Consider the following 13102-nt stretch of genomic DNA (forward strand, 5'->3'; position numbering starts at 1 on the left):
GCTTCTCCGCAACCGGGGTCATAGCCCGACCGCCAGGGTTTGGGTTTGACCGTCGCGTCGAACGGTCAGAGTGAGTTGCCGCGCATCGCGCAGCGCGTTGAGCAATTCGGCCTGCCGATGCGGGCCGTCGAGCGGGATGCCGTTGACCGCGGTGATGATATCGGTCGAGCGAATGCCGGTACGCACCAGGATGTCCGAGTCGCGCCCAACATTGAGGCGAACTCCGGCAAAACGGCCGTTCTCCACCACCGGCAGCACATTGACCTGCTTAGCCAGCTCGGCGATGTCGGTGCCGGTACGGGCGCGCAGGGTTTCCAGGCTGGGCGCGCCGAAACTGAGCTGTGGATTGACGAAGCCGGGGGCATTGGTCGGACGCTGACCGGGCAAGGCAGCCCGGCGGTTCGGATCGCTATCACTGGCTGCCGCGCCAAGGTCAGGGCGCAGGCTCAAACCCTCATCGCGACCGGCGCGCGACAGCAGTACGCGGCCGGCGTAGATCGCGGTCAGGGTGGCTTCACCGGGCACGCTATCGCCGACCCGGTAGGCCGCTTCCTTGCCCTGCTCATCGGCAATGATGGCCATGCCGCCGTCGGTCGCATCGATGTTCAAGGTGCCGCGCAGACTCAGCCGCAGCGGTGTTTCCGGCGCCGTTTGCACCAGCCGAGCCAGATCGGGCGCCGCGCCGGCGTTGCCGAACAGATGCCACTGCGCCAAGGGCACCGAGCTGGTCGGTGCGCGCGAAATCGGCGCTGGGCCGGCCGACACCGGGGGCGGCAGATCAGGGCCGCCGAGCAACAGCACGGCGATCTTCACCAAGGTCCAGAGGGCGAAGGCAGCGACGCCGAAGATGACCAGACGCGGCCACCAGGTCGATCGCAACAACTCTGGATTGAACGAGGTGGCGGCCTGCATCCTGCGTCGGTGAAAAGAAGTTGCTGAACTCTAACAGGTTCGAGAGTTAACAGGCGGCTGAAAGACCTCCATCCAGGAGGTTTTCGGCGCGCGCCGTCGGTGGCGTGCAAAATCAGGCCGCTGGAATGAGTGTTTCAGCAGCCTGTAAAGCCGAAGAGTCTCGTTGACTTTTTGGCGCACCATGGCCGCGGGTGCCGCGGCCAGTCTAAGCACTCAGTGCTGACCGCGTGGCGGTCTCTTGATCAGATCGCGCAGACGGTTCTTGATCCGCGCCAGCAGACCGAGCGCCGGCGTGCTCTCAACAACTGGCTTGTCTGCCGCTGTCGACTGCGCATTGGCTGGCAACTCTGCCCGCTCGCCTCGCGGTTTGCGGCGCCGGCGACGGCGTTTGCGCTGTTCACCCACGTCAGCCAGCGGGGCCTGGGCGGTGGGCTGCGTCGCGGTCGGCGCGGCCTCCCCCGTCGGCCCGGGCTTGGCTTCAAGCTCGCCTTCAGAACGCTTGGGGCGCGGACGACGCTGGCGGCTATCGCCGTCACGATCGGCCCGCTTGCCATCGCGCCGACCCTCGCGCTTGCCGTCGCGACCACCATGACGGGCATCCTTGGCGCGCTGTTCTTCGCGCGCCTCGCGGAACAGCTGACCAATGCTCTCGCCTTCGGCATCAGCTGGCCGTTCACGTGTCGGTCGCGGCAGCGCCTGCAATAACTCCGGACTGACCTGCTCGACCGGAATCTTCTGTTCGATATAGGTCTCGATGTCCGGCAGGCTCATGGCATACATTTCGCAGGCGAAACTGATCGCATCGCCTTCGGCGCCGAGTCGCGCGGTGCGACCAATGCGATGCACATAGTCCTCGGCATCGAACGGAAGGTCGTAGTTGTACACATGACTGACGCCGTCGATGTGCAGACCGCGGGCGGCAACATCGGTGGCGACCAGAATCTCCAGCTGGCCGGCTTGGAAGCGCTTCAGCAGGGTTTCGCGCTTCTTCTGCGGCACATCGCCGGACAGCACACCCACCCAGTAGCCGGCTCTTTCCAGGGCCCGCGCAACCTTCTCGACGAAGGCCTTGGTGTTGACGAACACCATGGTGCGACTGCCCTCGCTGCGCGACAGCAGGCCCAGCAACAACGGCAGTTTTTCGTCATTGGCCGGGAAGTACACCACCTGACGCACTCGGGCCGCGGTGATCGACTCTGTTTCGACCACCAGTTTCTCCGGCTCGTTCATATGCTCGTAGGCCAGCTCCAGCACGCGATGGCTGAGGGTGGCCGAGAACAACAAGGTCTGCCGGGTGGTGCGCTCGGGCATGCGTCGCAGCAGGAAGCGCAGATCCTTGATGAAGCCGAGATCGAACATCCGATCGGCCTCGTCCAACACACACATCTCGCAGGCATGCAGCGAGACCACCTTGTGCTGCTTGACGTAATCGATCAGGCGGCCCGGGGTGGCGATGATCACATCGGCCCCTTCCTGCAACAGGGCGCGCTGCTTGTCGTAGTCAACGCCACCGTAGATCAGGGCAAACTTCAGGCCCAGGCTGGAGCCGAACTTCAGCGCATCCTTGTGGATCTGGATCGCCAGCTCACGGGTCGGGGCCAGGATCAGGGCGCGCGGGTCTTCCGGCTTGCGCTCGGCCAGCGCCGGCCGGGTCAGCAGTCGATTCAGCACCGCGACCAGGAAGGCCAGGGTCTTGCCGGTGCCGGTCTGGGCCTGGCCGGCGACGTCACGGCCAGCCAGCGCGTGCGGCAGGGTCAGGGCCTGAATCGGCGTGCAGCGACTGAAGCCGGCGGCCTCGAGACCGGTCAGCAGGACCGGCGCCATCTCGAAATTGGAAAACGGAATATCGGTTAAAGGTTTATCGCTCATTAGGTTTCCTGAGAGCGCCCGAACCCCTGTTCGAGCACTCTGTAACTGGTTGCCGGAGCCTCCATCCTGGAGTTTTCCGGCGCAAAACGGTCGCGGCTAAGCCGCGCCACCTTTGCCGGGAATCAAGCACTTAGCCTGCCTGGTTCCCGTCTGCGCTGTCCATGGCGCCCCAGGCCGCTGAGACAAGTCTCAGCAGCCTGCCAATGCACCCGTGGCGACACAACTAGGCGCCTCCCTGGTTTCTGAAGATCAGGCGCTGAGCCAATAAATGCGCGGGTTGCAGCGGTTTTGCGGCGGTCACGACGTCGCATGGACACGGGCTCAGACATGCTGGTTTCAGGTCAGCGCAGCGGCTCGGCCTCGGCTTGATCGCCTGCCGGTTCTGCCCGCACACTGCCCCTTCCTGACCCGGCCGAGTGCTTGATCCAGCGCCGGGTCACCCCCAAGTGTAGCCCATGCCGCTGTCACGCGGCCTGAAAATGCCAAGGTCTTCAAGGAGTACGCCCGTGAGCGAGCATGTGATGAACGTCAAAGACGCCGATTTCGACAGCCAGGTCCTGCAGTCGAAGGAGCCCGTGCTGGTCGATTTCTGGGCCGAATGGTGCGGCCCCTGCAAGATGATCGCACCGATCGTCGATGACATCGCCCAGACGTATGCCGGCAAGCTGAAAGTGGCAAAACTGGACGTCCAGGAAAACCCGAAAACCCCGCTCAGCTACTCGGTGCGCGGCATTCCCACTCTGATGGTGTTCGTCAATGGTCAGGTCCAGGCCACCCACCGCGGCACCCTGTCGAAAGCGCAGCTGGAAAAACTGATCGATGGCGCGATTTGAACGCGCACTGAGAGCCGTGATTCGAAATTCGTGATGGGTGATTCGTCGAACGCTGATTATCGCGACCGACTGAATTCGAGGCGATACCGCTCCGGTCTTGAGCCTCTCCCCGCCGCGTCCAGCGGCAGATTAACAGGCTGCTGAGACTCATTTCAGCCGCCTGGTTTTGCGCGCCACGGACGGCGCGTGCGGGCACCAAACACGTACGTGTTTGATTCCCGGAAAACCGTTCGACAGGCACCGCGGCGGTGCAGTGAATCGGCCGCCACCGCCGGCTTGGCGCTGCATCGGGTCATCCTTCGCTCGAATCGGGTGCAAAAAAGTTGCCGCAGAAACAAACTAACCGGCTGATTCAACAGACGTTTTTGCCGGGACCTGCGCCATCCGCCGACTTATAACCAAATGCCATACGAATGCGCATTGCGGCGGCGCAACAATTGTGCTTTAGTCGATCGGGCACCCCTCCAGCACACCCTATCCAGGTGAGACGAGCGGGCCGCACGGCAGGTTGCCGGGCGGACAGCGCACCGCCACGACTCATTGAGCTCGCGGCGCACGGGGCGCCAGGGGACGTCATCTGACGCGAAGTCGACGACGCAGGGTGCTGGAGACGCGGTGCGACCCTGGGAGGGCCAGGAGGACGCATGAGCGATGGGCAAGTGCGGGGTCTTTACGACCCGCGATTCGAGCACGACAGCTGCGGCTTTGGGCTGATCGCGCAAATCGATTCCAAGGCCAGCCGTTGGCTGGTCGAGACCGCGGTGTCGGCGTTGGCGCGCCTCAACCATCGCGGTGCAGTTGCCGCCGATGGCATCACCGGCGATGGCTGCGGCTTGCTGATTCATCGTCCCGAAGCCTATCTGCGTGCGGTGGCCGATAAATCGCGCTATCGCCTCGGCGGCGTGTTTGCCGCCGGCAATCTGTTTCTACCGCGCGATGGCGAGCAGGCTGCGCGCTGCCGCGACGTGCTGGAAGAGGAGCTGGCGAAACTAGAGGTTAAAGTCGCTGGTTGGCGACAGCTGCCGACCCGTCCCGAGGTCTGCGGCGAAACTGCCCGCGCCACCCTGCCGCAGGCGATGCAGGTGTTCGTCACGGGCAGCCCGCCGCTGGATACCCCGGGTCTTGATCGCGCCCTGTTCCTGGCCCGCCGACGCGCCGAACAGCGGCTGGCCGACCTGCCCGAGTTCTATGTCATCAGCCTGTCGGCCTATGTGATCGGTTTCAAGGGCATGGTGATGCCCGAGCACCTGCCGGATTTCTATCCCGATTTGGCGCGCGAAGATCTGACCTCCTGCGCGGTGCTGTTCCATCAGCGCTTCTCCACCAATACTTCGCCGCAATGGAAGCTGGCCCAGCCGTTCCGTTTGCTGGCGCATAACGGCGAGATCAATACCATCCAGGGCAATCGCAACTGGATGCAGGCGCGCAGTGCCAAGTGGCGCTCGCCACTGGTCGACCTGCGCGGACTTAACCCCCTGGTCAGCCTATCGGGCTCTGATTCGCAAAGCCTGGACAACGCGCTTGAAGTACTGATTGCCGGCGGCATGGACATGCTGCAGGCGCTGCGCATCCTGATTCCACCGGCAGCCCATTCGTTGGAGCAGATGGACCCGGATCTGGCGGCATTTTACGAATACTACGCTTTGCACTCGGAGCCCTGGGACGGGCCGGCCGGTATCGTGTTCATGGATGGACGCTATGCCGGCTGCACCTTGGATCGCAACGGCCTGCGTCCGGCGCGCTGGCTGCTGTCGGCCGACAACCATTTCACCGTGGCCTCGGAAACCGGGGTCTGGGATTGCCCGACCGATCGCGTGGTGGCCAAGGGCCGGCTCGGCCCCGGCGAGATGATGGCCGTGGATCTATACCGCGGCGAGTTGCTCGACTCGCGCGCCATCGACAGGATCAATGCCGTGCGCGCGCCCTACAAGCGCTGGCTGAAGTCAGGCGTTCAGTACATTTCGACTGAACTGATCGATCCGGCACTGGCCGCCGAACCATTCGATCCGGACACCCTGAAGCGCTTCCAGAAGCGCTTTCAGCTGACCCGGGAAGAACGCGAGTCGGTGCTGCGTGTGTTGGCCGAGACCGAGGCCGAAGCGGTCGGCTCGATGGGCGACGATATTCCAGCCGCCGTGCTGTCCAGTCACGTGCGTCCGCTGTACGATGCGTTCCGCCAGGCCTTTGCCCAGGTCACCAACCCGCCAATCGACCCGCTGCGCGAACAGGTGGTGATGAGTCTGGTCACTCAGATCGGTCGCGAGCGCAATATCTTCGAGACCACGCCGGAAAACGCCAAGCAGATCCTGCTTAACTCGCCGATTCTCTCCCAGCGCAAGTTGCGGCAGATCCTGGCCTCGGATGAACTGGCCCACGCCCACGTGCGAATCGAGCTGTATTTCCGCGCCGAGGAAGGCCTGGAAGCGGCGATTCGGCGCATCCAGGCACAGGCCGAACAGGCGGTGCGCGATGGCGCCGCGGTGATTCTGCTGTCCGATCGCTATCCGCCGACCGACAGCATGCTGGCCGTGCATGCCCTGCTCGCCACCGGCGCCGTGCATCGACACCTGGTCGATACCGGCCTGCGTTGCGACTGCAACCTGATCATCGAAACCGGCACTGCCCGCGATCCGCATCATTTCGCCTGCCTGCTCGGCTTTGGCGCCACCGCGGTGTATCCGTATCTGGCCTATCAAACCCTGTTCGATATGGGCCGCAATGGACTGATCAAGAACCACGAGGGCGAGCAAAGCGAAATCGGCCGCAGTTACCGGCGTGGGATCAAGAAAGGCCTGCTGAAGATCCTGTCGAAGATGGGCATTAGCTCGATCTCCAGCTACCGCGGTGCGCAGCTGTTCGAGATCGTCGGTCTGGCGCCGGACGTGGTCGACCTTTGCTTCCGCGACACGCCTTCGCGCATCGGCGGCGCCTCCTTCGATGATCTGCAGGAAGACGCCGCCATCCTGGCCTCGCAGGCCTCCGACTCGGTGGCCCCACTGGACCCCGGCGGCCTGCTGAAATTCATGCATGGCGGCGAGTACCACATGTACAACCCGCAGGTGGTGCAAGGCCTGCAACGTGCGGTCAAGACCGGCGACTGGGCCGACTGGAAAGCCTATGCCGACCACGTCAATGGCCGACCACCCTCGGCCCTGCGCGATCTGATGAAGCTGAAGCCGCGTGGCGCGGCGCTGAAACTCGATGATGTGGAACCGATCGAGGCCATTTTGCCGCGCTTTGATTCAGCCGGCATGAGCCTTGGCGCGCTGTCGCCGGAAGCGCACGAAGCGCTGGCGATCGCCATGAATCGACTCGGTGGGCGCAGCAATTCCGGTGAAGGCGGCGAAGATCCACTGCGCTATGGCACCGAGAAAAGCTCGAAGATCAAGCAGGTCGCCTCGGGCCGCTTTGGGGTCACCCCCGAGTATCTGATGAATGCCGAAGTGCTGCAGATCAAGGTGGCCCAGGGCGCCAAACCTGGCGAAGGCGGCCAGCTACCGGGGCACAAGGTCAATGCGCTGATTGCCCGGCTGCGCTATGCCAAGCCAGGCATCGGCCTGATCAGCCCACCGCCGCATCACGATATCTACTCAATCGAAGACCTGGCTCAGCTGATCTTCGATCTGAAGCAGATCAATCCACAGGCCCTGGTCTCGGTGAAGCTGGTCAGCCATGCTGGCGTGGGCACCATTGCGGCGGGTGTAGCCAAGTGTTATGCGGATCTGATCACCATTTCCGGTCACGACGGCGGCACCGGCGCCAGCCCGGTGTCCTCGATCCGTTACGCCGGCACGCCCTGGGAACTCGGGCTTTCAGAAGCGCACCAGACCCTGCGCATCAATGATCTAAGGCAGAAGGTGCGGCTACAGGTCGACGGCGGCTTCAAGACCGGGCTCGATGTGATCAAGGGCGCCATCCTCGGCGCCGAAAGCTTCGGCTTCGGTACCGCGCCGATGATTGCGCTGGGCTGCAAGTATCTGCGCATTTGCCATCTGAACAATTGTGCCACCGGCGTCGCGACTCAGGATGAGCGGCTGCGCGAGGCCCACTTCACCGGCCTGCCGGAGCGGGCGATGAACTTCTTCCGCCTGCTGGCCGAAGAGGTGCGTCACTGGCTGGCGGAACTCGGTGTAGCGAGTTTGGCGGACATCATCGGTCGCACCGATCTGCTGGAACTATTGCCCGGCACCACGCCCAGACAGCACAAACTGGACCTCAGCCCGTTGCTGTCGAATGCCGGACTCGCCACCAGCAGCTCGAACTACTGCATCGATGCGCGCAACCCGCCACGCGACTCCGGCGCGCTGAATGGCCGCATGCTGGAGGATATGGCCGAGGCCATCGAGTCGCAGAATGGCGGCGAGTTCTACTATCCCATCCACAACCATGATCGTTCGGTGGGCGCCCGCGTCTCCGGCGCGATTGCCCAGCGCTGGGGCAACCTCGGCATGAGCGAAGCCCCCATCACCGCCCGTTTCACCGGCGCAGCGGGGCAGAGTTTCGGCGCCTGGAATGCCGGCGGCCTGCATCTGTATCTGGAAGGCGATGCCAATGACGGCGTCGGCAAGGGCATGGCCGGCGGCCGCATCGTAGTCGCCCCCCCGCTTAACTCTCGGTTTGAAGCGAGGGAAGCGGCGATCATGGGCAATGCCTGCCTGTACGGCGCCACCGGCGGCGAACTGTTTGCCGCCGGCCGCGCCGGCGAGCGCTTCGCGGTGCGCAACTCCGGCGCCACCGCGGTCATCGAGGGCGCCGGCGACCATTGCTGCGAGTACATGACCGGCGGCGTGGTGGCGGTGCTCGGCCGCACCGGCCTCAACTTCGGCGCCGGCTTCACCGGCGGCTTCGCCTATGTGCTCGATACCGAACGCGACTTCGTCGATCGCTACAACCACGAACTTGTCGACATCACCCGGATGAAGCCCGAAGGCATGGAGCACTATATCCATCATCTGCGTGACCTGATCCAACGCCATGTTCAGGAAACCGGCAGCGCCTGGGGCCAGCTCCTGGTCAGCGAATTCCGCGACTACGTCAACAAGTTCTGGCTGGTGAAGCCGAAGGCGGCCAGCCTGGCGTCCCTGGTGGATTCGCTGCGGAGGGCGGCATGATGGTGAAGCCGGGATTCGAGATTCGAGATTCGGGATTCGGAACAGCGGGCGAACGCTCCGAATCGCTCCGATCGCCAATCATAGGGTGCGCCTTGGCGCACCGTCGCCCCGCTCCGGTTCACCAACGCCGCAAGATTGCAACGCTGCAACGGTGCGCCAAGGCGCACCCTATGGGCATTGACGCGCCCGAATCGAAGCCGCGCTTCGCTCTTGCCGAATCCCGAATCCCGAATCTCGGCTCTTCAGAATCCCGGCCTCCACATGTCTAAGCATTTCCAATTCCTCGACCTGCCCCGCAAGATGCCGCGCGAGTTGCCGGTGGCGGTGCGTCTGGCCGGATGGCAGGAAATCTATGGCCAGTTCGAGCAGACCGGTGCCGCAGAGCAGTCTGCCCGTTGTCTGGACTGCGGCAATCCGTACTGCGAATGGAAGTGTCCGGTCCACAACTACATCCCGAACTGGTTGAAGCTGGTGCAGGAAGGGCGCCTGTTTGAAGCGGCGACGCTGGCGCATGAGACCAATCCACTGCCCGAGGTCTGCGGCCGGGTCTGCCCGCAGGACCGCCTCTGCGAGGGCGACTGCACCCTTAACGATGGGTTTGGTGCGGTGACCATCGGCGCGGTGGAGAAATACATCGTCGATGAGGCCTTCCGTGCCGGCTGGCGGCCGGATCTATCGGCAGTGAAGAAGACCGGCAAGCGGGTCGCCATTATCGGTGCCGGCCCGGCCGGCCTGTCCTGCGCCGACCGCCTGGTGCGGCGCGGCATCGAAGCTCATGTGTTCGATCGCTACGAGGAAATCGGCGGTCTGCTGACCTTTGGCATCCCGCCGTTCAAGCTGGAAAAGGAAGTCATCGCCACCCGTCGCCAGGTGCTGGAGTCGATGGGCGTCTTGTTCCACCTGAACACCGAGATTGGTCGTGACATTGCGTTCGCCGATCTGCAGCGCGACTACGATGCCGTGTTCGCCGGCACCGGCGCCTACACCTCGCTGGATGGCGGCCTGACCGGCCGTGATCTGCAGGGTGTCACCCTGGCCCTGCCCTTCCTGATTGCCAATGCCCGCCGCCTGCTCGGCAGTGGCGATGCCAACGACCCGCTACTGGATCTGAAAGGCAAGCGGGTGGTGGTACTGGGCGGTGGCGACACCGCGATGGACTGTGTGCGTACCTCGGTGCGGCTGGGCGCGGCCAGCGTCACCTGCGCCTACCGCCGCGACGAAGCCAACATGCCCGGCTCACGGCGCGAAGTGAAGAACGCCAAGGACGAGGGCGTTGAGTTCCTGTTCAATCGCCAGCCGCTGTCGATCCGCCCGCGGAACAGCAATGGCGGCTCAGGCCAGGTCGGCGCCGTCAGCGTGGTCGAAACCCGACTCGGCGCCCCGGACGCCAACGGCCGCCAGGCCGCCGAGACCGTGCCGGGCAGCGAATCGGAACTCGCCGCCGACATCGTCATCCTCGCCTTCGGCTTCCGCCCCAGCCCCGCCAGCTGGCTCGCTGAACATGGCGTTGCACTGGAGAGCGACGGCCGGATCAAACTCGGCCCCGGCCTGCCCTACCAGACCAGCAACCCGAAAATCTTTGCCGGCGGCGACAACGTGCGCGGCGCCGATCTGGTGGTCACCGCGGTGCATGATGGCCGCGAGGCGGGGAATGCGATTGCGCGGATGCTGTTGCGGTAGTTCGCACGGCTGCTGTCGACCCGAAACGGACCGAAGGGCGGGTGAGAGTCCGAGGGCTGTAGCGATGGAATCGCCTTGACGCACCCTGAGCCCGTCGAAGGGTGCCTCACCTAAGCGAGCCCTGAAGGTGACCACGCGAACATTGAGGTTGCAGTGCTGGGTCGGCTGGCTTCGACAAGCTCAGCCAGCGTGGCGGCGACCCGTACCCGAAGCGGACGATGGCCTGCCCTATTCGCATTGAGAGACCGCCCGAAGGGCGATTAAGAGTCCGAGGGCGGTAGCGATGGAATCGCCTTGACGCACCCTGAGCTTGTCGAAGGGTGCCTCACCGAAGCGAGCCCTGAAGGTGACCACGCGAGCATTGAGGTTGCAGTGCTGGGTCGGCTGGCTTCGACAAGCTCAGCCAGCGTGGCGGCGACCCGTACCCGAAGCGGACGATGGCTTGCCCTGTTCGCACTGAGAGACAGCCCGAAAGGCGGATAAGAGTCCGAGGGCGGTAGCGATGGAATCGCCTTGACGCACCCTGAGCTTGTCGAAGGGTGCCTCAGCGAAGCGAGCCCTGAAGGTGTCCACGCGAGCATTGAGGTTGCAGTGCTGGGTCGGCTGGCTTCGACAAGCTCAGCCAGCGTGGCGGCGACCCGAAGATCCTCCCTACAACTTGCTATGGCGGTTGAGGAATTGGCTAAGTTCGGGCGAGGGCGCTTGCAGGCGGCCGCCCAGGTGTTGCTGGGCGGCGCGTTCGGCGAGGTAGATCAGGGCTTCGGCGCTGAGCTTGTTGTCGGGGCCGTGACCGGCCTCGGGGTCGATCAGCAGGCTGACCGGTTTGCCGGCCTGTTTCAGCCCCGCGGCGTAGCGGACGATGCTGTTAAGTGGCACGCGATCGTCGCGGGCGCCGGCCCAGAGCAGAACGTCGGCTTGCAGCTTATCCAGATGCTTGAGCGGGGCATCCTGACGCAGTCGTTCGGCATGTTCGGCGCTGTCGTGCAACCCGTAGTGGCGCAAATGGATCTCGGCCGGCGGGCCGTCTTCGGGTAAGCCGCCGCTGTCTTCGCGGCCGATCCCGGTCATCACCCAGCCCATATCCACCGGCGCGGCACTGGCATAGGCGAAGCGAAACCGCTGCGGGTGATGACTGACCGCCAGCAGGCTGGCGTAGCCACCGAAACTGTGTCCCATCACCGCCTGTTTGCCGGCGTCGCCGATTCCCTGGGCGAGCAGATAGTCCATGCCCTCGATGATGTCGGCCAGTACGCGGCCGTTGCCGAACTCGCCCTCGGCCGAATGCAGGTAGCGCTGCCCATAGCCAGTCGATCCACGAAAGTTGGGCTGGAACACGATATGGCCGCGATTGACCAGCAATTGCACGTAGGGATCGAAGCGATCACGGTCACGGTTGAACGGGCCGCCATGGATCATGGCGATCAGACCGGCTTGGCCCAGCGGCAGGCCGCGTGGCAGGTAAACATAGCCGTGCAGCAAGCGGCCATCGCTTGCTGGATAATGCAGCGGAATGGCATCGACCAGAGCTTTAGCCTGCAGATCCACTGCAGCTGCCAGTTCTGGCAGCAGCGGCTGCAGTTGCGGCTCGCCTTGTCGATACAGGAAGAGCTTGTCCTGTGGCCAGTCGGCGCGGGCGGCGCGCAGCAGCCAGGTCCGACCGTCGGCACTGGCCTCGATGCTCAGGTTGGCGCGCCCAATCTGCCGCTGCCAGCGCTGCAGGCGGTGCGCCATCTCGGGGTCGCGTGCGTGCCAGATCCGTCGAGCCGGATGATAAGCAAGCGCCCGCCACTCACCGTCGGCTGCGTGCAGCGCGGCGGCGACATCGGCAATGCCCGCTGGATCCTGATGTTCGAGGGTCCAGCGCCCGGCCTGCCAGCGGCGCAGCGAGGAGCGGTCGTCGCCTTGCTGGCTGACCACCCAAAGCACGCTGAAATCGGCTGTGCTGGCGCTCAACATACATCGCTCCGAGCCGCGGCAGCGCAGCAATTCCTCGCTGCGCTCGGGCTGATGACGACGCACCACCGTGTCGTAGTCGACGCCCTCATAGCCGGCACTGAAGCGCAGCTCGCCTGCGGCATCAAGCAACACGCCACGTAAGGACTGATCGCCTGACCAGATCAACTCGGTGTTTGCCGCGGCATCGATTCGCAGATAGCGGTACTGCCAACCGTCCTTGTCTGGCACTTTCTCCTGCAACAGGGCGTAGCCGTGCGCTCGGGGATCCACTCCCCAATAGCGTGGATGGCGCTCGCTCTGCCATTTGTACAGCCGGCGAAGTTGTCCGCTTTGGCTCTCGAACACGGCCAGGCCCAACGGGTCGGCCAACCAGAGTCGGGCACCATCGCCTGACCAGTCGAAGCTCAGGCCGCGCGCCTCGCTCAGCAGGCGTCGTCGCACAGGTTCTTTCTTGTCGCCTGCATCCAGACGCAGCAGCCACAACTCGCTGGCGTCGTCTTGCTGCTGCGAATAGACCAGATGTCGCCCGTCCGGCGCTAGCCGGCTCTGGCCCAAGCGCCCGCCGCGTTCCAGCGCGTGGCGTTCGAGCAAGGCCGGCCGCTCGGCCGCCTCGGCCTCTACACGCGCGGCCTGCAGCTCTTCGGCGCTTTGTTTGATCGGATCACTCGCTGCGGCCTGCGCTGCGGCAAACAGCAGGACCAGGGCGCATAGCTGTCGCTGCACATGTACTGAACACATCGC

Annotated in this window: 5 protein-coding genes and 1 pseudogene; 3 read left to right on the forward strand and 3 right to left on the reverse strand. The window is 64.3% G+C overall.

Annotated features, from left to right (window positions below):
• Positions 1–18: 18 nt before the first annotated feature.
• Together gspC and rhlB are read right to left on the reverse strand one after the other, a co-directional pair.
• Entirely contained in the window at positions 19–912 is an 894-nt protein-coding gene (gspC, locus tag IFO71_RS05660; protein ID WP_192028564.1) for a type II secretion system protein GspC, read from the reverse strand.
• Between the two features lie 348 nt (positions 913–1260).
• A pseudogene (gene rhlB, locus IFO71_RS05665) lies at positions 1261–2781 on the reverse strand (ATP-dependent RNA helicase RhlB); the annotation flags it as partial.
• 506 nt (positions 2782–3287) lie between these two features.
• Between rhlB and trxA the strand changes: the two are divergent.
• From trxA to IFO71_RS05680, 3 genes are all read left to right on the forward strand, one after another.
• Positions 3288–3614 (forward strand): thioredoxin TrxA, encoded by a 327-nt coding sequence (trxA, locus tag IFO71_RS05670; protein WP_192028566.1) that lies wholly within the window; start codon positions 3288–3290, stop codon positions 3612–3614.
• A gap of 644 nt (positions 3615–4258) precedes the next feature.
• Positions 4259–8725: a glutamate synthase large subunit gene (gltB, locus tag IFO71_RS05675; protein ID WP_192028567.1), complete on the forward strand. Its 4467-nt coding sequence runs from the start codon at positions 4259–4261 to the stop codon at positions 8723–8725.
• A 261-nt stretch (positions 8726–8986) separates the two neighbouring features.
• The gene (locus tag IFO71_RS05680) at positions 8987–10405 is read left to right on the forward strand and encodes an FAD-dependent oxidoreductase (protein ID WP_192028568.1); all 1419 of its coding nucleotides are present in this window, start codon (positions 8987–8989) and stop codon (positions 10403–10405) included.
• A gap of 651 nt (positions 10406–11056) precedes the next feature.
• Here the strand turns inward: IFO71_RS05680 and IFO71_RS05685 are convergent.
• Positions 11057–13099 carry a S9 family peptidase gene (locus tag IFO71_RS05685; protein ID WP_192028569.1) on the reverse strand — a complete coding sequence of 681 codons (2043 nt, stop codon included), beginning with the start codon at positions 13097–13099 and terminating at the stop codon, positions 11057–11059.
• Positions 13100–13102: the final 3 nt, after the last annotated feature.

The organism is Pseudomarimonas arenosa, from assembly GCF_014841215.1.
GTDB classification, from domain to species: domain Bacteria; phylum Pseudomonadota; class Gammaproteobacteria; order Xanthomonadales; family Xanthomonadaceae; genus Pseudomarimonas; species Pseudomarimonas arenosa.

Bases quoted from the DNA above. Each gene is read 5' to 3' on its own strand.
- gltB (WP_192028567.1), top strand. From the start codon at position 4,259: ATGAGCGATGGGCAAGTGCGGGGTCTTTACGACCCGCGATTCGAGCAC.
- gspC (WP_192028564.1), bottom strand. From the start codon at position 912: ATGCAGGCCGCCACCTCGTTCAATCCAGAGTTGTTGCGATCGACCTGG.
- IFO71_RS05680 (WP_192028568.1), top strand. From the start codon at position 8,987: ATGTCTAAGCATTTCCAATTCCTCGACCTGCCCCGCAAGATGCCGCGC.
- IFO71_RS05685 (WP_192028569.1), bottom strand. From the start codon at position 13,099: ATGTGTTCAGTACATGTGCAGCGACAGCTATGCGCCCTGGTCCTGCTG.